The 23,841-nt window shown below is 42.4% G+C and carries 27 protein-coding genes; 25 read left to right on the plus strand and 2 right to left on the minus strand.

Translation table 11 applies throughout. The features are described 5' to 3' along the window. Nucleotides 1-246 precede the first annotated feature (246 nt). The 16 genes from IGJ12_RS04020 to IGJ12_RS04095 all read left to right on the plus strand — a co-directional run bounded on the left by IGJ12_RS04020 (nucleotide 247) and on the right by IGJ12_RS04095 (nucleotide 10,834). Nucleotides 247-729, plus strand: coding sequence for a PTS sugar transporter subunit IIA (locus IGJ12_RS04020; protein ID WP_308169228.1), 483 nt, complete (start codon nucleotides 247-249; stop codon nucleotides 727-729). Then, the gene (locus tag IGJ12_RS04025) at nucleotides 726-2,129 is read left to right on the plus strand and encodes a PTS fructose transporter subunit IIC (RefSeq protein ID WP_016613797.1); all 1,404 of its coding nucleotides are present in this window, start codon (nucleotides 726-728) and stop codon (nucleotides 2,127-2,129) included. Before IGJ12_RS04020 ends, IGJ12_RS04025 begins: the two co-directional genes overlap by 4 nt. A 53-nt stretch (nucleotides 2,130-2,182) precedes the next feature. Continuing rightward, a complete protein-coding gene (locus tag IGJ12_RS04030; RefSeq protein ID WP_196044298.1) occupies nucleotides 2,183-3,049 on the plus strand; it encodes a ketose-bisphosphate aldolase in 867 nt (288 codons plus the stop codon). A 67-nt stretch (nucleotides 3,050-3,116) separates the two neighbouring features. Beyond that, a complete protein-coding gene (locus IGJ12_RS04035; protein WP_008377293.1) occupies nucleotides 3,117-3,821 on the plus strand; it encodes a DeoR/GlpR family DNA-binding transcription regulator in 705 nt (234 codons plus the stop codon). Between the two features lie 156 nt (nucleotides 3,822-3,977). Continuing rightward, entirely contained in the window at nucleotides 3,978-4,295 is a 318-nt protein-coding gene (locus IGJ12_RS04040) for a PadR family transcriptional regulator (protein ID WP_430619385.1), read from the plus strand. Nucleotides 4,296-4,301: 6 nt separating this feature from the next. Then, a complete protein-coding gene (locus IGJ12_RS04045; RefSeq protein ID WP_196044300.1) occupies nucleotides 4,302-5,135 on the plus strand; it encodes a hypothetical protein in 834 nt (277 codons plus the stop codon). Nucleotides 5,136-5,253: 118 nt separating this feature from the next. Then, the gene (locus IGJ12_RS04050; RefSeq protein ID WP_420657462.1) at nucleotides 5,254-6,198 is read left to right on the plus strand and encodes a tocopherol cyclase family protein; all 945 of its coding nucleotides are present in this window, start codon (nucleotides 5,254-5,256) and stop codon (nucleotides 6,196-6,198) included. A 78-nt stretch (nucleotides 6,199-6,276) separates the two neighbouring features. Continuing rightward, complete coding sequence (locus IGJ12_RS04055; protein WP_420657463.1) at nucleotides 6,277-8,256, plus strand: S9 family peptidase; 1,980 nt, start codon at nucleotides 6,277-6,279, stop codon at nucleotides 8,254-8,256. Nucleotides 8,257-8,554: 298 nt separating this feature from the next. Next, nucleotides 8,555-8,707, plus strand: a complete 153-nt coding sequence (rpmG, locus tag IGJ12_RS04060; RefSeq protein WP_005225339.1) for a 50S ribosomal protein L33 — start codon at nucleotides 8,555-8,557, stop codon at nucleotides 8,705-8,707. A gap of 16 nt (nucleotides 8,708-8,723) precedes the next feature. After that, nucleotides 8,724-8,993, plus strand: coding sequence for a 30S ribosomal protein S14 (gene rpsN / locus IGJ12_RS04065; protein WP_005237326.1), 270 nt, complete (start codon nucleotides 8,724-8,726; stop codon nucleotides 8,991-8,993). A 15-nt stretch (nucleotides 8,994-9,008) separates the two neighbouring features. Beyond that, on the plus strand, nucleotides 9,009-9,143 hold the full coding sequence (locus IGJ12_RS04070; RefSeq protein WP_005237325.1) for a putative metal homeostasis protein: 135 nt from the start codon (nucleotides 9,009-9,011) through the stop codon (nucleotides 9,141-9,143). 29 nt (nucleotides 9,144-9,172) lie between these two features. Beyond that, nucleotides 9,173-9,343, plus strand: a complete 171-nt coding sequence (gene rpmF / locus IGJ12_RS04075) for a 50S ribosomal protein L32 (RefSeq protein ID WP_005237324.1) — start codon at nucleotides 9,173-9,175, stop codon at nucleotides 9,341-9,343. 37 nt (nucleotides 9,344-9,380) lie between these two features. Further along, the gene (locus IGJ12_RS04080; protein ID WP_194199596.1) at nucleotides 9,381-9,776 is read left to right on the plus strand and encodes a hypothetical protein; all 396 of its coding nucleotides are present in this window, start codon (nucleotides 9,381-9,383) and stop codon (nucleotides 9,774-9,776) included. A 25-nt stretch (nucleotides 9,777-9,801) separates the two neighbouring features. After that, a complete protein-coding gene (locus IGJ12_RS04085) occupies nucleotides 9,802-10,209 on the plus strand; it encodes a NusG domain II-containing protein (RefSeq protein ID WP_034868672.1) in 408 nt (135 codons plus the stop codon). A 160-nt stretch (nucleotides 10,210-10,369) separates the two neighbouring features. Continuing rightward, a complete protein-coding gene (locus tag IGJ12_RS04090) occupies nucleotides 10,370-10,561 on the plus strand; it encodes a hypothetical protein (RefSeq protein ID WP_420657464.1) in 192 nt (63 codons plus the stop codon). Nucleotides 10,562-10,666: 105 nt separating this feature from the next. Then, the gene (locus tag IGJ12_RS04095) at nucleotides 10,667-10,834 is read left to right on the plus strand and encodes a hypothetical protein (protein WP_005237320.1); all 168 of its coding nucleotides are present in this window, start codon (nucleotides 10,667-10,669) and stop codon (nucleotides 10,832-10,834) included. 43 nt (nucleotides 10,835-10,877) lie between these two features. Here the strand turns inward: IGJ12_RS04095 and IGJ12_RS04100 are convergent, their stop codons facing one another. Further along, complete coding sequence (locus IGJ12_RS04100; RefSeq protein ID WP_005237309.1) at nucleotides 10,878-11,483, minus strand: TetR/AcrR family transcriptional regulator; 606 nt, start codon at nucleotides 11,481-11,483, stop codon at nucleotides 10,878-10,880. 174 nt (nucleotides 11,484-11,657) lie between these two features. Here IGJ12_RS04100 and IGJ12_RS04105 point away from each other — a divergent pair, with 174 nt between their 5' ends. Both IGJ12_RS04105 and IGJ12_RS04110 read left to right on the plus strand, forming a co-directional pair. Beyond that, nucleotides 11,658-15,884 (plus strand): acyl-CoA dehydratase activase-related protein, encoded by a 4,227-nt coding sequence (locus tag IGJ12_RS04105; RefSeq protein WP_430619386.1) that lies wholly within the window; start codon nucleotides 11,658-11,660, stop codon nucleotides 15,882-15,884. Nucleotides 15,885-16,083: 199 nt separating this feature from the next. Beyond that, entirely contained in the window at nucleotides 16,084-16,791 is a 708-nt protein-coding gene (locus IGJ12_RS04110; RefSeq protein WP_005228765.1) for a GntR family transcriptional regulator, read from the plus strand. 202 nt (nucleotides 16,792-16,993) lie between these two features. Here the strand turns inward: IGJ12_RS04110 and IGJ12_RS04115 are convergent, their stop codons facing one another. Further along, complete coding sequence (locus tag IGJ12_RS04115) at nucleotides 16,994-17,635, minus strand: YigZ family protein (protein WP_016613813.1); 642 nt, start codon at nucleotides 17,633-17,635, stop codon at nucleotides 16,994-16,996. Nucleotides 17,636-17,745: 110 nt separating this feature from the next. On the opposite strand from IGJ12_RS04115, the gene IGJ12_RS04120 reads away from it, so the two are divergent. From IGJ12_RS04120 to IGJ12_RS04150, 7 genes are all read left to right on the plus strand, one after another. After that, on the plus strand, nucleotides 17,746-18,039 hold the full coding sequence (locus tag IGJ12_RS04120; RefSeq protein ID WP_005237305.1) for a DUF7662 domain-containing protein: 294 nt from the start codon (nucleotides 17,746-17,748) through the stop codon (nucleotides 18,037-18,039). A 72-nt stretch (nucleotides 18,040-18,111) separates the two neighbouring features. Continuing rightward, nucleotides 18,112-18,432 (plus strand): PTS sugar transporter subunit IIB, encoded by a 321-nt coding sequence (locus IGJ12_RS04125; protein ID WP_005228768.1) that lies wholly within the window; start codon nucleotides 18,112-18,114, stop codon nucleotides 18,430-18,432. Between the two features lie 106 nt (nucleotides 18,433-18,538). After that, complete coding sequence (locus IGJ12_RS04130) at nucleotides 18,539-19,849, plus strand: DEAD/DEAH box helicase (protein WP_087664395.1); 1,311 nt, start codon at nucleotides 18,539-18,541, stop codon at nucleotides 19,847-19,849. Then, complete coding sequence (locus IGJ12_RS04135; RefSeq protein WP_086299190.1) at nucleotides 19,839-20,522, plus strand: ComF family protein; 684 nt, start codon at nucleotides 19,839-19,841, stop codon at nucleotides 20,520-20,522. The genes IGJ12_RS04130 and IGJ12_RS04135 overlap by 11 nt, the downstream gene beginning before the upstream one ends. 137 nt (nucleotides 20,523-20,659) lie before the next feature. After that, nucleotides 20,660-21,217 (plus strand): ribosome hibernation-promoting factor, HPF/YfiA family, encoded by a 558-nt coding sequence (gene hpf / locus IGJ12_RS04140; RefSeq protein ID WP_005237301.1) that lies wholly within the window; start codon nucleotides 20,660-20,662, stop codon nucleotides 21,215-21,217. Between the two features lie 188 nt (nucleotides 21,218-21,405). Then, nucleotides 21,406-22,353, plus strand: coding sequence for a LacI family DNA-binding transcriptional regulator (locus IGJ12_RS04145; RefSeq protein ID WP_005237300.1), 948 nt, complete (start codon nucleotides 21,406-21,408; stop codon nucleotides 22,351-22,353). Between the two features lie 156 nt (nucleotides 22,354-22,509). Next, nucleotides 22,510-23,775, plus strand: coding sequence for an extracellular solute-binding protein (locus IGJ12_RS04150; protein WP_005237299.1), 1,266 nt, complete (start codon nucleotides 22,510-22,512; stop codon nucleotides 23,773-23,775). The last annotated feature ends 66 nt before the right edge of the window (nucleotides 23,776-23,841 follow it).

Below are 23,841 nucleotides of genomic sequence, written 5' to 3' on the forward strand. Positions count from 1 at the left end.
AAAAGTAGAGATTTACTTGCGGTTTTTCTTTCAAGAAAATTTTTAGTATAGGTATTAATCGAAATAAGAGAACAATGGACGATGATTTGTCGTTCCTTGTTCTTTTTTTGACTTTTATAGATCAATTTTATGAACGTACCCCACTTTTTTTCGTTCTTTTGCATTAAATAGCTCATAGTGTTGAACTGTTTAGTTCACGATGGTATAGTTTAGGCAAGTTTTCGAAAACGATTACAAAAAATGGAGGTGTTGAAATTGGATATCGGTCAACTGATTGATGAACGATTCATTTTATTTGATGAGCAAATTCGGACAAAAGAAGAATTGTTTACTCAAGCATCTGTTTTATTCGAGTCCTCAGGAGTTATCAGTAATATAAAGAAGTACAAAAAAGATTTATTTCGTCGCGAGAAACAAACCTCTACTGGGATTGAAGATCATTTTGGTATTCCTCATGCAAAAAGTAAGGCAGTACTAAGGCCCGCAATCGCCTTCGTAAAGTCGAGTCCAATTACTGATTATCTAGCAATTGACGGAACGGCTGTCACCTATTCTTTTGTCATCGCAGTACCTGAAAAGAGTACTGACGATCATTTAATCATCTTAAGCAATCTCGCACGATTGTTGATGCACGAAGGATTTCGAAATGCAGTAAAGAAGGCAAAAGACGCCTCAGATATTATTAATAATATTCAATCAAATCAATCAGAAAAGAGGGAACCTGTATGAAAATTGTCGGTATTTCTGCTTGTCCGACTGGAATTGCGCATACGTATATGGCTGCTGAAAAACTGGAAAAAACGGCAAAATCATTGGGATATACAATCAAAATCGAGACACAAGGAGTAAAAGTCGAAAACATTTTGAGTACAGAAGAAATTCAACAGGCAGAGGTTGTCATTTTAGCGGTTGACAAAGAAGTACAGACTGACCGATTTGCTGGAAAAAAAGTTAAAAGAGTGTCAACCGCAAGAGCAATCAGAGAACCAGAAAAAGTAATTCAAGAGGCAATTGATGGGGTAGAAGTGACCACGGTTGCCCAAGCCGAGCATGTTTCAAACGAATCCGGAAAGAAAGCTGGCATTTATAATCATTTCATGAATGGCGTTAATTACATGTTGCCTTTGGTTATTGCTGGTGGAATTTTAATTGCGTTTAGTTTTGCTTTTGGGATCAATGCAGCTGATCCTAGCGATCCATCATACAATCAAATTGCCGAAGTTTTAAGCACGATTGGTGGGAATACGGCTTTTGCATTGATGGTTCCTGCACTTGCAGCAGGAATTGCCACTTCCGTTGCCGGTAGACCGGGCTTTGCCGCTGGTTTGGTTGCGGGAACGATGGCGGCAAGTGGAGGATCTGGTTTTTTAGGTGGGATGGTTGGTGGTTTACTCGCTGGGTATGCTACGGATTATTTAGCGAATAAAGTAACAGTAGCAAAATCATTTGCGGCACTCTATCAGTTGATTATTGTTCCTTTGATCTCAGTTGCTGTGACTGGCTTTGCCATGTTTTATTTCATTGATAAACCAATCTCTTATGTATTGGATGCTTTGACGAATTGGCTTAATGGACTTGGTTCTACGAGTGGTGTGGTATTCGGCTTACTGATAGGCATTATGATGGCAGCTGATATGGGCGGTCCCATCAATAAATCGATTTCAACCTTTAGTATTGGTTTGATGTCGGCAGGAGTTAATGCACCAATTGCGGCTTGTATGGCTGCCGGGATGACACCTCCTCTAGGCATTGCCTTGGCTTCTATCTTGTTTAAGCAAAAATTTACTCAAGAAGAACGAACTTCTGCTCAGTCTTGCTGGGTTTTGGGATTATCTTATATTACTGAAGGTGCGATTCCATTTGCTGTCGCTGACCCATTACGAGTAATACCTAGTTTGATGGCAGGTTCAGCAACCGCTGCTGCAATATCAATGGGTGTCGGCGTAACTTCATTAGCTCCACATGGTGGTATCTGGATCTTACCGATTCCCAATGTATTGAACAATCCGTTGATGTATGTCGTGGCAATCGTTTCTGGAACGGTGGTTACAGCATTGATGTTAGGGTTTTTGAAAAAATCTAGAACTGAAATGGAACGCCAACCAACCGATGAAGGAAAACTGATTTAGAAACTATTTATAAGTTGAAGCGAAACGAATCAAAAGAAAAGAGGAATGTCACAATGTTAATGACAATGAAAGAATTACTTGCTGTAGCAAAAGAACATAAATTTGCTGTTCCAGCATTTAATATTTGCAGTTTTGATATGTTAAAAGCAATCATGGAAGAAGTTGAGGCACAGGATGCACCAGTCATTTTAGAAATTCATCCTGATGAGATCGAATACTTAGGAGATTGTTTCATAGCGACAGTGCGGGAGTACGCATTAAAAAGTAAGGTACCAGTCGTTATTCATTTGGATCACGGGGGATCAATCTACGATGTCATGCGGGCGATCCGTAATGGCTATACCTCGGTGATGATCGATGCATCATTAGCCGATTACGAAGAAAATAAAAAAATCACGAAAGAAGTTGTTGAACTGGCACATATGGTTGGTGTCAGCGTTGAAGCAGAAATTGGTACGATTGGGAACAACGGTTCCGCAGAAGGGGGAGCTGCAGAAATTATTTACACAGATGTCGACCAAGCCGAAGACTTTGTACGTGCTACCGGCATTGACACCCTTGCCATTGCAATTGGAACGGCTCATGGGTTGTATCCAAAAAATATCACCCCTAAGTTGAACATCGATTTATTGAAAAAGTTGAACGATCGTATTGCTTTACCATTTGTATTGCATGGTGGGTCAGGAAACCCAGATCATGAAGTGCGAGAGTCTGTAAAATATGGCGTATGTAAAGTAAATCTTAGTTCTGATTTGAAATCCGTATTTTTTGATTCAGTCAGAAAAGTATTGACGGAAAACCCTGCTATGTATGAACCAAATCAAGTATATATACAACCAATAAAAGATGTGAAAGCTGTTGTACGCCATAAGTTGACCCTGCTGAATACGGTTGACAAAGCACGTTTTTATCAGAGATAATAAATGAAATGATTGATTGGTACAGGATTAAATTGGTGGGAATCTCTTTTTTAAAGGAGTTTAATGTATGGGGAAAGCAAAAGATGAGCGTAAGCAGAAAATCATGATGTATTTAAATGAAACGAAATTTGCTTCTCTGGGGGAATTAGTTGAATTCTTACATTATAGTGATGCTACGGTCAAACGCGATCTGATTGAACTGGAAAACGAAGAACAAATCAGACGTACCCGAGGTGGTGCTGTGCTGATCGATTCAGAGAAGGTCGATGCGGCTTATCTGACAAAAGTGGGGAATTATGTCAATGATGAAGAAAAACGCAGAATTGCAGAACGTGCAGTGACGTATATTGAGGACGATATGACCATTTTCGTGGACAGTTCGAGCACAGCTTTGCACCTGATCCCTTACCTGAAAAAAATTCATGGGTTACGAGTGGTAACCAATAGTGTGCTAACTGCCGCACTACTATCGGAACATACTGCTGCTGAGGTGACCATCGTTGGCGGGACGGTAACGAACAAAAAGTTTACCGTTAATTCAGTTACAGCAGTCAATCAGCTCAGGACCTATCATTTTGACCTTGCACTTCTCTCTTGTAGAGGATACGATGAGGAAAAAGGTGCCACTGAGAATACTGAAGGGGAAGCTGTATTTAAACAGGTATTGAAAGACTGCACCGAAAAAATTATTCTAATGGTTTTAGAATCAAAGCGGAATAAAGTATATTTTTACAAGAGCCTTTTACCCGAGGATATCGATATTGTCATTTAGAAAAAGAGCATCGAGTTTGATAAAAACGGTCTTATTGAAAAGACCGTTTTTATTTTTAACACTAGTGTGCTTTACAAACTAGTGACAAACACGTATACTAGGTATAACACTAGTTTGTATAACAAACTAGATAAAGGGAGCCAAAGGAGGGAAATCGTGAAAGAGACGCAATTACTAAAAGGGGTTTTGGAAGGGTGTGTTTTGCAAGTGATTGCTCAAAAAGAGATTTATGGTTATGAACTGGTACAGGAACTGAAGCAAAGAGGCTTTGAAACGATCGTTGGCGGCACAATCTATCCTTTGCTGCAGAAGTTGGAAAAACAAGAACTTATTACCTCTGAGACGAAAAAATCACCTGAAGGCCCTGATCGTAAGTATTTCTCGATCACCCCGAAAGGCATAGACTATTTAGCACAATTTAGAGAACAATGGACGAACCTAATGAAGAAAGTCGAAGAATTATTTAAGGAGTGAGGAAACATGGTAAATAAACAAGAGACGACCTATTGGCGAGAGCAAACCAATCTGATCGAGCAACAATTCAATGAGAAAAATCGCCAATTTTTTGATGATTTTCGAAGCTACCTCTTACTTTCCAGCCTTTTTTACGATGAGCATAAAGTCACAGAGCAGGTATACGCGATTGCAATGGATTTATTAGAAGCACAAACTCATGGAGAAGAGGCGCAACACTATTTTGGCAATGATCCGAAAGGGGTGGCAGATGAACTATTGGCAAACACGCCAAAGAGCAATCTTAAAGAGCGTCTCAAATTGGCGTATCTAGCGATTGGCATCAGTTGGGGAATCAAGTTTATAGCTGATTTTACAAATCAAGGACCACTGGTTCTTAACCTTTTGGCCTATGTTTTGACAGGGCTGGTAACCGTGTTAGCGGTCATTGGGATTTTTTCAGTCATTAGCAAAACCATTTATCAAAAGAAGGGCACAAAGAAAGCGTTTTGTTTTGGCTCTCTTTGGCTCGTTATGAGTGGATGGATTGGTCTTTCACTTCTGATCAATCTGCTGACTCCAAACTGGTGGCTCCTGACGATCGCATTTCCTTTTGATGTAGTATTGGTTGGCAGTTTGTTGGTAGCGGCGATCGTTTTTGTTGTATTTCGCAAAGAAAAAGCTTTTTATCCGATCGCTTTTCTACTGGGGGTATTTGTGTTGCTTGGTTGCCTGCAAAAAGCTTTGGTATTTTATCACATTGGTGAGCGATCGTGGATGACCGGCGGATTTTTGACACTGTTAGTTGTAGGGTTTCTTATTTTTCTCTGGTGGACCCGTCGAGTGATGAAAGAGCAATAAGCAAAACCAGAAACAAGTGTCTTACTTGTTTCTGGCTTTTTTTACATAGAAAAAGCATTATCCTGAGGAATCTTTCTGCTTCATGCTACACTTAAAAAAGAAACGGAGGGAAATCAAGATGTTGACAACAGATCGGTTCTTTCACGGCCACGACAAGCAGACCGCTTTTTTTGAAGGCTGGTACCATAAGCACCAAATCGGTGAAGAAGTCTATGCTTTTATTCCTGGTTTTTCGATTCAAAAAGACGGGACCAAAGAAGTGTTCATTCAAGTGATCAATCATGAGGGCGCGCATTACTTTTCCTTTCCGGAAACTGACTTTCAAGTGTCAGAAGAGGAGCGTAAAGTAACGATTGGTGACAATATCTTTAGTGAAGCAGGCATTCAAGTCTCTTTAAAAAATAACGATCTTCAAGTACAAGGAGCATTAAAATACAACGACCACAAACCGATTCAGCGGACACGTTATGCGCCGAGTATCATGGGGCCTTTTTCGTATCTGTCATTTATGGAGTGCTACCACGGTGTCTTGAGCATGAGTCATACCTTAGAAGGTACGCTGTACTGGAACGAAGAACCAATCGATTTTACGAACGGGATCGGTTATTTGGAAAAAGATTGGGGAACCTCCTTTCCAGCAGCTTATATTTGGGTTCAGTGCAACAGCTTTGATGCGCCAGATGTTCGGTTCTTTTTCTCCGCAGCCGACATTCCCTTTGCGGGTTTTGCTTTTTTGGGAACGATTTGTGTTCTGCAAGTCGGCAGCCAAGAATATCGTTTTGCTACTTATCATGGCGCAAAGATTCATGATGTCAAACGCACGGAAGACCGTTTAGTGATCCATCTCAAACAAAAACAGTGGCTGCTGACGATCGAAGTTTTGACGAAAGAAGGCCATTCGTTGTTAGCACCTTCTATTGGACAAATGAATCGGATCATTCGCGAAAGCGCCAGTACGGAAATCACCTTAACCCTTTTAGAAAATGGGCAGGAGATCTTAAGGCAGACAGGGATGTCGGCTGGTTTTGAAGAAGTAGCGAATTTGCGAGGATTTCACTATTAAAAAATGCAGAAAAATTCGTTTCTTTTGATATACTAGTAGATAGTTACTGCGAAAATACGTATATTTGGAGGGAAATGGATGGAAAAAATAACGAATGAGACACTGTTTGAACTGAAAACGATTGCGCAACCTGCCGTGGGGCAAAATCAGGTTTTTTACTTGGAAACGGCAGTCAACCAAGAGACCAATACGTATGATTCAGCGATTTATAGTATTGACCCAAAGACCAACGAAAGGCGTGAGTGGGGAACAGAAGCGACGACCCACAACAGCCTAAAGGTCTCGCCAGATGAGCAATGGCTCAGTTTTGTGACGACCGATCCAAAGAAAGGTGAAAGTACGTTATGGACGATGTCGGTGTCCGGCGGCAAGCCCCAAGCACTTGTGACTGAAAAAGGTCTGGGCGACTATTTTTGGAAGCAAGACGCAACAGCTATCTATTACCAGCTGGCACAAGAGGAGACGGTTTCAGAGAATCAAGACGACAAAGAAAAGACGGACAAGCAAAAGGAATTTCCACAAGTAAAAGCTACTACGAAAGTCAATTATTTGGCGGATGGCGTCGGCTTTTTAAAAGAAAAAAAACATTCGATCATCAAAAAAACGATCGCGACACAAGAAACGGAACTGATTTTTGAGCATAAGTATCCCTTTGTGTTCTCTGGCTTAGCGGATGATCAAGAGACTTTGTTTCTCACTTTTGACAAAGAGGAAGAAGACGAGTGGGACTATGGATCGAAGGTTTGTCTCCTAAATAGCCAGACGAAAAAGACAGAAAGTTTAGAAAACATTCTGCCAGAAGGAACGTATACTTTTGCTGCAGCGCGCAATGATCAGCTGCTATTATTAGGCAATGACCTCTCTTACGGATTTGTGACCTTGGATGATTTATTTTTGATCGATTTAAAAACGAAAGCAGTCAAAAATCTTTCCAAGGAGTTAGATGTTGCTTTTGGCAATGCGATCATCAGTGATTTTCAACAAAAAAATCGCGGCGTAGCGATCACCTGGTTGACGGATGACACATTCCTTGTACCCGTAACGGAGCATGGCAAGCTACAATTGTACCGCGCCTCGATCCAAGGAGAATGGACCAAACTGCTTGATGAAAAAATGGATATCCTTGATGCGGCGATCTATTCGGAAGCCAAACTTGCTGTTGCTTATGCGACCACAACGATCCCTAGTCGCTTAGGCTTGATTGACTTAGCAAGTGGCGAAGTAACTGATCTATACGATCCCAACCAAGCAATTATGTCACAGTTAGCGATCAGTAAACCCGAAGCGTTTTGGTACGAAGGAGCAGATGGTTGGCAAATTCAAGGCTGGTATTTGCCCCCGACCGAAACACAAGAAAGTCATCCAGCAATTTTGTACATCCATGGCGGTCCGCAAGTCTGCTACGGCGAAACATTTTTCCACGAGATGCAAGTCCATGCCGCTAACGGCTATGGGGTCATCTTGTTGAACCCTCGTGGCGGGCAAGGGTACGGTCAGGCGTTTGTCAAATCGATTTTAGGTGATTATGGCAATAAAGATTATCAAGACTTGCTGTTGGGGGTTGATGCCGTGGTGGCAAACCATCCAGAAATCGATACGAACACGATCCATGTAGCTGGTGGCAGCTATGGTGGCTTTATGACCAACTGGATCGTTGGTCATACGGATCGTTTTTGTGCGGCAGTTACGCAACGCTCGATCTCAAATTGGATCAGCTTTTATGGGACGAGCGACATTGGACCTGCCTTCGTCAAATTCCAATTGTTGCGGGAACTTGATGAGACCGAAGGACTTTGGAAGATGTCGCCTTTGGCCTATGCCAGCCAAGTCAAGACACCTACGCTAGTCCTCCATGGGGAAAATGATTTGCGATGTCCGCAAGAACAAGGACAGCAGTTTTACATGGCGTTGCAGCGTAAAGGCGTCGATACGAAGCTGATACTGTTTCCTCAATCCTCGCATGGTTTATCACGCAATGGCTTGCCGAACTTGCGGATAGAACGCTTGCAGGCGATCAGTGAATGGCTTGCATCACATGAGAACAAATCAGTAAATTAACCGAAAGAAATCACCTGATAAAGGATCACGACATGGGCTGCTTGAAAAGCCCGACCAGTGATTCCTTAAAGATCAGGTGGTTTTTTTGCGCGATCAAAAGCTACAGGTTCCTGTTACCTTGCCGCCAATGACAGCAACGATTGAAAACAAATTCATATGACGTTTTCTTCACGTGTTAAATAACAAAAAGAAGAAATAGTTTTGCTTGCTTCCTATGTTTGAGTGTGATATGATACAAAACGTAATCGTTACACTTTAATCTTTTTTGGTGTGACGCAAGAGGAAGGAGCTGGTTATTATGAGAAACAATATTATTTTGGCATGTGTGGAGACAGGGGAAAGACTTTATTTGACCAATAAGAACCAGCGCAATACGCCGGAACGTTTAGAATTAAAAAAATATTCACCAAAGTTGCGGCGCAGAGCGATTTTTCGTGAAATCAAGAAATAGGAAGGACAATAACTGAATGGCAAAAAAATCAAAAATGGCAAAATACAACAAGCAAGTACAACTGATCGAACAATACCGAGCAGTGCGTCAAGAATTAAAAGCGCAAGGAGATACCCAAGCATTGGCCAAACTACCGAAGGATTCGAATCCGACTCGTTTGAAGAAACGGGATATGATCGATGGTCGTCCTCGGGGCTACATGAATAAATTCGGCATGTCACGGATCAATTTCCGTAAGCATGCACACCTCGGAGAAATTCCCGGCGTTACAAAAGCAAGCTGGTAACAGAAAGGAGTCAACATGGAAAAAACGGACTTGTCTAGTGCGTATCGACGTTTAAAGAGCCCGAACATCAAAACAAGGAAACGCGCATTAAAAATCATTCATGAATTTAAACGAAACAAACGAAAAAATGCATTGCAGCTGCGTGCATAATGAAAAAGTGAAAGAAAGTTGGAAATGACATGGCAGTACCTGCAAGAAAAACATCAAAAGCAAAAAAGAATAAGCGTCGGACCCACCATGGCGTCAAATCCCCAGCGATTTCGTTTGATGGGACAACAGGAACCTTCAAGCGCAGCCACCATGTATCTTTAGCAGAATACAAAGCGCAGCACCCAATCGAAAAGAATTAACGCCGTCTTATGACGCCGTCCAGAAAGCAGGGGGAAAATGGAGATCATCTATCCGTCATTGATTGAAGAAGCCTATCGTCACAGTAAAAAATTTCATCCAGAGATCACCAAAGAGGCCATCTATCGCCATTTTTACGAAGCTGGTTTAATCAAAGAAAATGGCGATCCAACGGAAAAAGCCTTGTCAGAAGGGGTCGTTAAAGATTATACTGAGGACTGGGATCTTACCTTTGAAGAATTTTTGATGATCTACCCGGTGTTTCGTTCCTTTGACTCAAAGCATTTCAAGAAGATCGAGCATTTTTGGGAAATGGATTTGACTTTGCAAGAACAAATCCTTGCCCAATGGGAGCAAGAAACCTTCACAGAGGAAGAGATCATCGATCTAACTGCTTTTTTTGAAGAGCGATTACCTTCTAAAAAGGAACAGTAAATGAACCGTGAAAGGCGTACATGTGATGAAAAAGACGATCCAGCCATTTTTAAAACTTCTAAAGCCCTATGATTATCTGCTGTTTATTCTGTTAGTTGTCGGCTCTTTTTTACCGCTTTTTCTATTTGAAGCACAAGCTCAAAGTGATACCGGCGATCGGTATGCAATCGTGCGAATAAATGGAGAAGAGGTTGACCGTTTTAACTTAGAAGAAATCGATGCGATGGAAAAAACCTACTATCCAGCAGAAGGTCAGTACAATATCGTCGAGATCAAAGATGGCGCGATCCGAGTTCGTGAAGACAATAGTCCCGACCAGATTGCTGTCAAAACCAGCTGGATCTATCGCAATGGACAGACGAGCATTTGCCTGCCTCATAAGCTAGTGATCGAGATCAAGCAAGCTGGTGCTTCTGACTATTTAATTTATTAATCGAACTTCGTGGTAGTTGGAAACTACACTATTTTGTGTTGGTGGGAAATCGTTGGATTTTCTACTGACACTTTTTTATTGAAAATAGAAAATAAGTGCGTCTAACTGGAGACAATCTGTCGATCAAACTCAGTCTCATTTGATAAGAAACGAGGAGCATATGAAAAAGATAAGTTTCTGCAAACATCCTTCAAACCAAAGCTATGTCAATAATGCTGTATTGCCAGAAATGGGGAACGGTGAAGGGGAGAAGAAAGGATCGTTCCGTTTGTTCAACAAATTTTCTTCTAAACCTAAAAAAACAGTTCAGCATTACGAAGCATTGGTTGCGTCTAAATCGCTTGTCCAATAAAGAGGAACGAAAACCCTAAAAATCCTTTTTTATGAAGGGCTATAAGTTGAAGATTTTTTTTATTTGCGATAGGCTATTAGTAAAGCATTCGGGAGATGAAAACACATGAAATTTAAATTGAATCTAAAAGAAAAAGTAACGGAAGTTGCAGAGCATGTCTATGATGTGGTGAAAAAGGAAGATTATGCGATTCGTGTGGCTCCAAAAGGAATCAAAGTAACGAAACAGCGCAAGACGAAAGACACGATCAAATGGCGTTCAAAGAATCACTAATTGAGGAATAAAAAAGAAACTGCACATTCGCAGCTTCTTTTTTTTATTCCTCAATCTCAATCCCCAAGACAGTCAGGTGGCCGTTTGCCACCAGTTTGATGACAAGTTTTGCTAGATGGTCGGGTGTCATCGTTGTTTCTGCCGTTAGCCACCAATGCAAGGTACCAACAAATATCGAGGTCATATAGTCAATGATGAAGTCTAAGGGCACTTCAATGTCTCCTTCGGTGATTCTTAACGTTGAAAAGATCTCTTGGTAACGTTCAGTCAAAATCAGGCCCAACTTTTTACGGATGATCTCAATGGCAGAGGCATCCATGATCGTCAAATAAAAGGAACGATTGTTTTGAATGTGTAAAAAAAGTTCGGTCATGGCCGCTTCGATTTTGCGGATTTTGATGCGATTTCCTTGAACAAAATCTTCAAAATCAAGAATCGCGGTAAATGATTCGACAGCCAAGTCAAATATCTTTTCATACAAGTCTTGTTTGTCTTTGTAATGGGCATAAAAGGTTGCACGGTTGATCATGGCTTCATCGGCGATATTTTGGACAGTCACTTGCTCGAAGCCTTTTTCTTCCACTAAGCGGATAAAAGCTTCAATAATGTACTTATTGGTTCGTTTGACACGTAAATCCAATTTTTTCATATTGTGAATTTCCTTTCAAAATAAACAACAAAAAACGGGTAATTGTTGTTTATCCCACACCTTCCTTAGAATTGTTTGTTGAATTATCAATTAAAAGAATTACAATGAACATAAGTATTATAACAAACGGCTTGTTAGATAATCAACAAAGTGTTGTTTAGATGGAGGCAACAAATGAAAAAATATAAAGCGGGCATCGATGTCGGGTCGACAACAGTCAAGATGGTTCTGTTAGATGAAGGCAATCAAACGTGTTTTTCAAGATATGAACGGCACTATGCAGATATCCAGAAAGCAGCGGAAAAAATCATTAGAGAAGCGCAAGAAGTGATCGAAGATCAGCCGCTTGCGCTGGCGATTACCGGATCAGGTGGGATGGGTCTGGCGGAAGTTTTGCGGATCCCATTTGTCCAAGAGGTCATCGCTTGTACCAAAACAGTTGAGACAGTGATTCCCGAAACCGATGTGGCCATCGAGTTAGGCGGCGAAGATGCGAAGATCACCTTTTTTGAAGGGGCATTGGAGCAGCGAATGAACGGCAGTTGTGCCGGTGGAACGGGTGCGTTTATTGATCAGATGGCAGTTTTATTGAAAACCGATGCCAATGGGGTCAATGAACTAGCCAAAGATTATCAAACCCTTTATCCGATCGCATCGCGCTGTGGCGTCTTTGCCAAAACCGATGTGCAGCCGCTGATCAATGAAGGAGCAGCAAAAGCAGACATTGCGGCGAGTATTTTTCAAGCGGTGGTCAATCAAACGATTGCTGGCTTGGCTGCTGGTCGTAAAATCAAAGGCAAGGTAGCCTTTCTAGGTGGACCGTTGACGTTTATGTCGGAATTGCGTCAACGGTTTATCGATACGTTGAGCCTGCAAGAAGCAGACATCATTTTTCCCGAGAACCCAGAACTGTTTGTAGCGATGGGGGCCGCACTGTATGCAGAAGAAGAGCAACAGCTTTCCGTGCTATTAGCCCGCTTAGCCAACGGAGAAGATGGCAAACTCGCGCCAACTGATACATTAGCCCCATTGTTTAAAGACGAGGTGGAATTGACTGCTTTTCGTGCTCGCCATGCTCAAGCGGTTGCTGCAGAAAAAGCGTTGTCTGAGCATACAGGCGCTGCTTATCTAGGCATCGATGCAGGATCAACCACAACGAAAGTGGTTTTGATCAATGATGCAGGGGAATTATTGTTTTCTTTCTATGGCAATAATGAAGGTGAACCGTTAGCGACAACGATGGCGGTTTTACAAGAGCTTTATCGTCAGATGCCTTCTGACGTTTACATCGCAAAGTCAACGATCACAGGTTATGGCGAGCATTTGATCAAACATGCACTGAAAGTCGATATCGGTGAAGTGGAAACGATGGCCCATTACAAAGCTGCCGAACATTTCCAGCCGGGGGTTGATTTTATCCTAGATATCGGTGGACAAGACATGAAGGCGATGACGGTTAAAGATGGCGCGTTATCTTCGATTCAATTGAATGAAGCCTGTTCCTCAGGATGCGGCTCCTTCATTGAGACTTTTGCCAAATCTATGAATCAGGATGTCAAAGAATTTGCGTTGGCAGCTACAAAAGCCCAAGCACCGGTTGACCTTGGTTCGCGTTGTACCGTCTTTATGAACTCAAAAGTGAAACAGGTCCAAAAAGAAGGGGCTTCTGTTGGCGACATTTCAGCCGGCTTGTCTTACTCGGTCATAAAAAATGCTATCTATAAAGTTATCAAGGTTCGGCGACCTGAAGACCTCGGCGAGAAAATCGTCTGCCAAGGAGGGACTTTCTATAACGAAGCGGTTCTGCGCGCTTTTGAATTGATCAGCGGTCGTGAAGTCGTTCGACCATCGATCGCCGGTTTGATGGGGGCATATGGTGCCGCCTTGATCGCTTTAGAAGAAGCAGCCCTTGACGATGTTAGTACGTTGTTGTCTCCAGCAGAAATGGCCGATTTCCAAGCAGAAAAAGAATTTACGAATTGCGGTCTATGCGAAAACAATTGCTTGTTGACGGTGACCCTCTTTTCTGACGGCCGAAAATTTATTACCGGGAATCGCTGCGAACGTGGTGCGCGAATCAAAATCAAGAAAGAAGACCGCAAAATCAATCTTGTGGATGAAAAATATCGCCGCTTGTTTAAGTACCGTTCCTTACGTAAAAAAGAGGCCGTCCATGGCGAAATCGGCCTGCCAAGAGTATTGAATCTTTATGAAAATTATCCGCTTTGGCATACCTTTTTCACCAAGTTAGGGTTTCGAGTAACCTTGTCGCCACGTTCCAACAAAAAACTATATGAGCAAGGGATTGAAACGATTCCTAGTGATACGGTTTGTTACCCAGCCAAACTAGCCCATGGACACATCCAAGCACTGATTGATCAAAACGTACCGTTGATTTTTTATCCAGGTGTTATTTTTGAGCGACTAGAGAACACTGCCGCTGAGAATCATTTTAACTGTCCAATTGTGCAAAGCTATCCAGAAGTGATTCGTAATAACGTCGATGCGATTCGTGAAGGGGCGGTTGACTACCGCTGTCCGTTTTTGAATTTGGCGGATGAAGCCTCAATGGTCAAAACTTTAACGAGTACTTTTCAAGATTTTGGTTTTGTAGAAGAAGAAATTGCCCAAGCCCTACGCAGCGGTTTCGAGGAGCTGGATCAGTTCAAGACAGATATTGCGCAACGGGGAGAAGAAACGCTACGTATGCTGATGACGACCAATCAAAAAGGGATCGTTTTATCTGGAAGACCATATCATTTGGATCCTGAAATCAACCATGGGATTGCAGAAGTCATTACCCAAGAAGGCTTCCATGTATTGACTGAGGACAGTATTGCTCATTTAGCAAATGTCGGCGATCTGAGGGTTGTGGATCAATGGGTATATCATTCGCGATTGTATGCGGCAGCTCGAGTGGTCGCGAAAAACAAACAATTAGAACTGGTTCAATTAAACTCATTCGGTTGCGGGATCGACGCAGTCACTACTGATCAAGTCGAAGAGATTATGGCGCAGTATGGGAAGTTATATACGGTGTTGAAAATCGATGAGGGAGCGAACCTTGGGGCAATTCGAATTCGGTTGCGTTCCTTGAAAGCAGCAGTCAGCGAACGGGACAAACAGCACTTTGTTCCTAAAAAGCAATACGAGGAACCGGCAAAGATTATTTTTACCAAAGAGATGCGCAAGCAGCACACGCTCTTATTGCCGATGTTGAGTCCCATCCATCAAAGCGGGTTAGTCGATGTTGCTTTGCAAGCTTCTGGGTATCAAGTGGTCTGTCTACCTAGTGAAGATCGTGAGGCGGTTAATGTCGGTTTACGCTTTGTCAATAATGATGCGTGCTATCCGGCGATCATTTCCATTGGACAGCTAGTAGAAGCATTGCAAAGCGGAAAATATGATGTTGAAAATACCAGTGTTTTGATGACTCAGACGGGCGGCGGATGTCGTGCAACGAACTATATTCCTTTGTTACGTAAAGCACTGAACGATGCAGGATTTCCACAAGTGCCGGTGGTATCTATTTCGATGGGCAACACCGGGGTTGAATCAAATCCGGGCTTTCGCTTTACCTTACGGATGATGAAGCGTTTGGCGGTGGCATTTTTATACGGAGATCTCTTTGAACGGGTCGTTTATCGCACCCGTCCGTATGAGCAAGAAGCAGGGGCTGTCGATCGGCTCCATCAAGAATGGCTGGAAAAAATTGCCAAAAATGTCCGCAATGGCTCCTTCAGTCTGTTTAATCGAAATATGAAAAAAATCATTCAAGCCTTTGATCAAGTGCCGATAAGAGATATCAAGAAGCCGCGTGTCGGTGTCGTGGGAGAGATTTTAGTGAAGTATTCACCGACAGCTAATAACGATGTCGTTCGCCTGTTAGAAGCAGAAGGAGCGGAAGCGGTCGTACCAGATATTGTCGGCTTCATGAATTATTCCCTCTACAATCAGATTTGGCGCTACGAGCATTTGGGGATGGCGAAGAAAAGTAAAATGATCGCTGATTTTGCGATCATGGCGATTGAAAGGCTCCAAAAACCGATGGATAAAGCACTGAGGGCGTCAACGCGTTTTGATGGTATCCATTCGATCCATCAGCTTGCGGAGCAAGCGAGCGAGATTGTTTCCATTGGTAATCATACGGGAGAAGGCTGGTTCTTGACCGGTGAGATGATTGATCTATTGGAAAATAATGTCAACAATATCATTTGTCTGCAACCATTTGGCTGTCTGCCCAATCATGTGGTAGGAAAAGGTGTTATGAAAGAATTACGTCGTCAATACCCGCAGGCGAACATTGCGGCCATTGATTATGATCCAGGTGTCTCAATCGTCAATCAATTGAATCGTATCCGCTTGTTGATGGCCACTGCCAATAAAGCGTTGGCTGAATAAATTCTCAAGCCAGCGACCGAACCAATTTAAAAGAAAAGCGACTGCTCTTGTTTGGACATTTTGTGATAACTTCTTTCTTCTGCCTATAAAATAGGGAAAGAATTCGCACAAATTGAGAAAAACAGAGCAGTTTTTGCTTTTTTTATTAGCTATTTAGGTATATACCAGTTATAATAGGAGGGGAACGGAGGAATGTGTAGTGGTGGAAAAATTACCTGTTTATATCCAAATTCATGATCAAATTAAAGCCAATATTGAAAACAATACATACAAAATCGGGGATCGTCTGCCCTCAGAGCGCGAGTTGTCGAAACAATTCGGCGTGAGTCGCATGACGTTGCGACAAGCGATCCAAACCTTAGCAGATGAGGGGATTCTTGAGCGTAAAATCGGTTCCGGCACTTATGTGGCTCGCCAAAAAGTACAAGAGAAAATGACGGGCACGACGAGTTTTACCGAAATCATGAATTCTCTTGGTCGTAAGCCTTCCAGCAAAGCGGTCGCTTATTTCTTGACGGCACCTAGCTCCAGTGAGATGGAAAAGCTGCAATTAGAAGGTCACGAAACGATTTTACGGATGGAGCGGATTCGGTATGCGGATGATGTGCCGATCTGTTTTGAAGTAGCGAGTATCCCTGAAAAGTTTATTCATGACTTTAGCAAGGAGGAGATCATCTCTTCCCTCTATAAAGTGTTGGAAGAAAAAGGACAGCGGAAAATTGGCGGCGCTTCGCAAACGATCTCAGCTATGGTCGCTTCCGAGCAAATTGCTGATTACTTACAAATCAAACGCGGCGATGCGATTTTACGTATGCGGCAAATCACTTCATTTGAAGATGGTCAACCATTTGAATACGTGCGCACCCAATATGTTGGTAATCGTTTTGAATTTTATATGGAAAAATAACCTGTCTTGAGACGGCTGGAAACAAAAAAGACGCGAAAAGCCGAAAGGACACTGCGAGCATACTTGCTGTTGCTTAGCGTCGCTGGTTGCATGACCGTTTCGGCTTTTCAAATATTTGGGCTTCCTGCATTGGTTGTAGCAAACTTGGCAGCGTCCTCCTTGAGGAAAAGAGCACACACTGGAAGGTCTTTAGTAAGCTGGCTTACTCTGTTGACTGCTCGATCAAGCGTTCTACATATTCGGTAGTCCCTCTGGTCAATTGCACTTGACCTTGTAGCAAATCGATCAGAGCGGCTTCTTGGTCGGCAAGTACTGCTTCAGGAATCATTAAGGTGACAACGATTTTCTCCGTATAAGCAATATCTTTTATATAGATATTCTGCAGTTCTAAGTAGTTTTGGAGCTTGCCTAAAAGTGGATACTCGATGGTCAAGGCAAGTTCTTGATGCAAAATACCCTCGACGATTCCTACCTCTTTGATTCCAGCAGAGGCCGAACTTGAATAAGCGCGAATCAATCCACCAGCACCCAGTTTCGTTCCACCGAAGTAGCGGGTAACAACGGCGATCACATTGATCAGTTCGTTTTTCTTTAACACTTCTAAAATCGGTACCCCAGCGGTGCCGCTCGGTTCACCATCATCACTGCTGCGCTGGATCTCATGATTTTCACCTAATACATAGGCGCTGCAATGATGATTTGCCTTCCAATGCTCTTTCTTGAGGGCTTGAATAAACGCTTTGGCTTCGTCTTCTGATTGAATTCGTTTTAATGAACAGAGGAAACGCGATTTTTTGATTTCTATTTCTGTTTCTCCGTCTTGTCGAATCGTTCGATAAGTCACGCGCACGATCGCCTCCTTTATATTTCTAGTATAGGCAATCGGAAGGAAAGTTACAAATAGAAGAAAGAAACAGGTACGAACATAGACTCTAAAAAGAGGAGGCAGTTGCTTTGGGTAGACGCAAAAAGTACGATACGATCACTCACTATTTAAAAAACAACGGTGGTTCGCAAATCACCTTAACGTTTACGCAGTTTGATGAATTTCTTTTCCCCGCATCCGGTTTGCCCAAAAGTGCCCGCACCAGTAGCGATTGGTGGGCGAATGATTACCGACATCCAGAAAATGGGGCTTATGCGTGGCTGAATGCCGGCTACGAGGTAGTCCTCGTCAATTTAAAAAAAGAGTACGTCGTTTTTAATCGTTTAGTAAAATCAAACTGGTTGCTGGATAGAAAGCGTTGACAAATTTCAAACTTGTTCTATACTAGAGATAGGAAATGTTATCTTATTCTTAAAATTCAAGGAGTGTTCGATATGGCGAAAAAAACAATTATGTTAGTTTGTTCTGCAGGGATGAGTACAAGCTTATTAGTAACAAAAATGCAAAAAGCAGCTGAAGCAAAAGGATTAGAAGCAGATATTTTTGCAGTTTCCGCATCAGAAGCAGATCAACATTTAGAAAGCAAAGACGTAAACGTTTTACTATTAGGACCACAAGTTCGTTTCATGAAAGGCGATTTCGAGAAACGTCTAGCGCCAAAAGGAATTCCATTAGAAGTAATCAACATGGCAGATTACGGCATGATGAACGGCGAAAAAGTCTTAGATCAAGCTTTGACATTGATCGGCGAATAAGCAAGACCTGCTGTTGAAGCAAACAAGAAACCTGTAATCGGTTCAAGTACTTTTCAAAAAGTACTTGAACCGATTTTTTTGCGTACTTAAAACTGAGGTGTATGTTATGACCAATCAAAAAGGAAGACAATTTTTTGTTTTAGATGAAACAATGAGTGTAGGAAAAACTTTTGATTCTCGACCGGCAATGCTCGAGCAGGGGAAGAGAATCGTTTGTCAGCGTTGCGGTTCTTCCCACCACAAGCCGTCGGTTCTATTGCCGATAGGCTGCTATTACTGTCCAACTTGTATTCGCTATGGTCGGATCACATCAGATGGCCAACTCGTAATTCAACAAACGGATCTTCCAGCCTTTGATCACAAGATCGTTTGGCCAGGAGTGTTGACTTCGTTTCAGCAAAAAATTTCTCAGCAACTAGTGGCAAATTGTCGACAAAAGAAATCGTCTCTTGTTTGGTCAGTCACGGGTTCAGGGAAGACCGAGATGATCTTTGAAACGATCCGCCACATACGGCAAGAAGGTGGTCGTGTGGCGATCGTCTCGCCACGGATCGATGTCTGCCGTGAACTGTTCCCCCGGATTCAACAAGCGTTCCCACAAGAGGAAAGCCTGCTCCTTTATGGGAAATCAGAAGAACCTTATCGTTATACAACGATCCTTATTGCCACCACTCATCAGCTACTGCATTTTTATCGCAGCTTTCAACTGATCGTGGTGGATGAGATAGATGCATTTCCCTACGAGGGCGATGCGCAGCTGCGTTACGGATTATACAATGCCTTGGCAGAAAACGGGTGTCTGATCTATTTAAGTGCGACGCCTTCAGAACGACTGCTGCAAGAAATTCGTGGAAAATTCGCTGTCTTGAGAATGCCGCTGCGGTTTCATCAGCGTCCATTGATCGTTCCAAAACCTGTTCATTATAGTCACTGGGCGCAGGCTTATCGCAGAAAACGTTGGCTGCGACCATTGCTGCAGCAGTTGCAGCGGCTGCTTCAAAAAAACTTTGTCTTGGTGTTTTGTCCAAGCATTGCGCTGATGAAGGAAGTAGAAGCGGCTGTCCGCCGACAAGGCACGTCATGGTCTTTGACTAGCGTTTCGTCGCAAGATCAAAAACGGAGCGAAAAAGTAGCGTCTGCTCGTCGACAGATTTACAAGGTGTTGTTTACAACGATGATTTTAGAGCGTGGGGTGACGTTTGAAAACGTCTCAGTCATCGTATTGGGTGCTAATCATCCAGTCTTTACAAAATCGGCGCTCGTGCAAATTGCTGGTCGTGTCGATCGTAAAGGGGCCTATACGGAAGGGGAGGTCATTTTTTTCTACGACCAAATGACGGAAGCAATCCGTCAAGCAATCAAAGAAATCAATGAGATGAACCAATTAGCAAGGAGCTGGTTGACCGATGGAGTGTAGTTGGTGCCAAATATTTTTTTCAAGAGAGGTAACGATCATTGAGCTGTTGGCTCCTTGGCGCATCCCCGAAAAAGAATTATGTCCACAATGCGCTCAGCGATTTACAGTGATTGATTGGCAAAGTTGCTGCCCAACATGTGGCAAAAAGGATACCATTTCCTGCAGTGACTGTCTCTTTTGGGCGAAAACCTGTCCCATGATCCATTTGCAGCATCGGGCACTGTTCGCTTACGATCAAGGGATGAAGGAGTGGATTCACGAATACAAATTAATGGGAAACTATCAGTTGCGAGAGACCTTTGCTGCTGCCATCAGACAAAAGATCAACAACTTTGATTACGATTGTTTGATACCCATCCCGCTATCGGCAGAACGTTACCAGGAGCGAGGGTTTAATCAAGTGACCGCTGTGCTAGACGCAGGCGGAGTTAAGTCGAAAGAATGGCTGGATAAAGTGGTTGATACCGCACCACAAGCTCAACGTTCTCGCAAGCAACGATTAGAGGAGGTGCAACCTTTTGCGGTGAAGCCAGAGGCAACGGTTGAAATAAAAAACAAGAAACTGTTGTTGATCGATGATGTTTACACTACCGGTAGAACGTTATATCACGCAGCTGAAGCATTGCAGACCTTTGGCCCCCAGTCGATTCGATCCTTTTCCTTTGCCCGTTGAATCGTTATTTTGAAAACGCTTAAAGAAATTTGTTCGATTTACTAGGCAAATGAGCAAGAGTTCGATATAATAGAGTTAAGAAGAAGAAAAGAGTGGTCCTTTTCCTTCTTTACTGGTAGACGAAAGGGGTAATTTTTATGTTTAGATATAATGTGCGCGGCGAAAATATCGAGGTAACAGAAGCGATCCGTGATTACGTCGAGAAAAAAGTAGGTAAATTAGAACGTTATTTTAACGATGTGCCGGAAGCAACAGCACATGTTAATTTGAAAGTTTATACTGAAAAAACAGCAAAAGTAGAAGTAACGATTCCTTTACCATTCTTAGTTCTGCGTGCGGAAGAAACCTCACCTGATTTATATGCTAGTATCGATTTGGTTGTTGACAAATTGGAACGCCAAATCCGCAAATTTAAAACAAAAATCAACCGCAAATCTCGCGAGACAGCATTGGTTCCGCCAACAGATGGTGATTTGTTCACAACTGAAGCAAACGATGAAGAAAACAATGGTTCTGAATTAGACATCGTACGTACAAAACGTTTGTCTTTAAAACCAATGGACAGTGAAGAAGCTGTTTTACAAATGAACATGCTTGGACACAACTTCTTTATCTTTGAAGATGCGGAAACGAATGGAACGAGCATTGTGTATCGTCGAAAAGATGGCAAATACGGGTTGATCGAAACCGATTAACAAGTGTTGATACCTTTTTCTCGACACCCCAAAAAAATAGTCTTTTTTGACAGAGTAGCTGAGAAGCCACTCTGTTTTTTTATACTCGTTAAATTGGCTGGAAATCTTTTTTATATAGAGAGTGCCTTGGTTCTTCTTTTGGTTTATTATGTTATACTATAGATGAAATAATACAAGGAGAGTGAATCATGACTACGCTAGCAGATGTTGCTAAAAAAGCAAATGTTTCCGCAATGACCGTTTCTCGAGTGATCAATCATCCGGACAAAGTAACTGAAGAGTTAAAGCAGCTGGTTCATCAAGCGATGCTTGAATTGGATTATCAGCCGAATATTGCTGCCAAATCATTAGTTTCCAAGCGTTCCCATATCATCAAAGTGTATATTTTAGAGGAGATGGATACGACGGAACCTTACTATATGAACTTATTGGTTGGGATCGCTCGTTCTATTGGTAAAGCACACTATTCTTTGCAGCTAGTTACGACTGACGGGGTGGATCGTGGTCCAGCAGATGGCTGCATCATTACGGGCTTTCGCCAGGCTGACATGGACTGGATAAGAAATTTAAGAAAGCCTGTGGTGTTGTTTGGCGAAAATGAAGCTGGGTTCAGTTTTGTTGACAGTGACAACTATCAAGGAATCGTTTCTGCATGCAAACATGCTATCGACACCGGCTATCAACAATTGGTCTATATTGGTTTAGAGTTGGAAGAAGCGTTTACGAAAAGCCGAGAAAAAGGGTACATAGATACAGTCACAAAAGCGGGAATATCACCAAAAATCTATCGTTTTGACAACCGATCTTCCGCCGCCCGCAAGTTTATCCAATCGCAGAATGAGCATTTAATGAAAAACACTTGTTTTATCTGTGCCACAGATCGTTTAGCGTTAGGCATCAATCAAGGCTTACAGTCGATCGGAGTGGAGGTGCCAGATGATTTTGGGATCATCGGCTACGATGGCGTATTCCTTGATCAGGTAAGTTCGCCAAAATTGACAACGATGAAGCAAGCCATTGTGGAAATGGGGGAAGTTTGCGGCGAATTATTGATCCAAAAAATCGAACATAATGATACGAGCCAGCGACAACAGCGCTTTTTACCTCAACTCGTGGTTCGTGAATCCACAAAATGAAAAATTAAGCAAATGGTTGCGCAATTTCTTTTCGATTCCTCGACATCTTAATTTAAAGGCTTTTTCTATTTTTGTTATCGCTAACATTTAGAAAAGGTTTGCCATTTTAAGAAACCGGTTGCATAATGGAGTTACAAATTGCAGGAGGTAAACAGGATGAAAGTGAATTGGAAAAAGGCAGCTCTAGGATTAGTTTCAGGAAGTGCGTTGTTAGCGCTTGCGGCGTGTGGAGGCAACGGTGGTAGTACCGATGGTAGTAATGCAGATGCAGGTTCAGGTAGCGATGAAAAAACGCTCACGGTCTCTGTAGGCGCAGACTATATTGATTATATCAATGAAGTGAAATCTGACTTTGAATCTGAAAATGATGTGACCATCAACGTTGTAGAAATGGATATGTTCGATCAAATGGATGCGCTTCAACTAGACGGTCCCGCTGGGAAAGGTCCAGATGTTACGATGTCTCCTTACGATCGTGTAGGTCAAGTAGGCTCGCAAGGGCATTTGGCAGAAATGACTTTGCCAGATGATGGACGGTACAGCGATACAGACAAGCAACAGGTAACGATCGATGATAAAATCTATGGCGCACCAGCAATGATTGAAGCAGTTGTCATGTTCTATAACAAAGATTTGATCGATGAAGCGCCAGCAACTTTTTCTGATTTAGAAGAGCTAGCAAAAGATGATCGTTTTGCAGAAGGCGATGACAATGTTGGTTTCTTAGCTCGTTGGACAGACTTTTATTATACGTATGGTCTATTAGCTGGTTATGGTGGTTATGTCTTTGGGGATGAAGGGACAGATCCATCTGATTTAGGGATTAACAATGAAGGTTCTGTTGAAGCAATCACGTACGCAACTGATTGGTTCCAAAATGTCTGGCCGCAAGGAATGCTGGATGTATCAGCCAACGAAAACTTGATGTTAGATTACTTTAACCAAGGCAAAACAGCAGCCATCATTTACGGACCATGGGGCGTGAACGGCTTTGAAGAAGCAGGGATTAACTATGGCGTAGCGAAAATCCCAACGCTGAGCAATGGCAATGATTATGAAACGTTTGGTGGTGGAAAAGCATGGGTTGTTTCCAACTACTCACAAAACAAAGACGTTTCTCAACAATTTGTCGAATATTTAACAAACGAAGCTAATCAAGAGAAATTGTATGAAATGCGTCATGATATTCCAGCAAACATTATGGCTCAAGAAACAGTTGCTGCTTCTGATGATCCAGTAGCAAAAGCAGTGATCGAGCAATACAGTGTTTCACAACCAATGCCAAATATCCCTGAAATGTCTGAGGTTTGGGTAGGGGCTGAAAACATGCTGTTTGATGCAGGTTCAGGCAATATGACTCCTCAAGAAGCAGCGGATAATGCTGCCAAAACAATCGAAGAAGCGATTGAGCAGAAATATTAATAAATAGCCGATTACGGTCTGTCATTCATGTCGACGATTCTATAGAGGATGTTTGTCAAAAGGATT

The organism is Enterococcus sp. DIV0802b, assembly GCF_050543535.1.
Lineage (GTDB): Bacteria > Bacillota > Bacilli > Lactobacillales > Enterococcaceae > Enterococcus_D > Enterococcus_D entomosocium.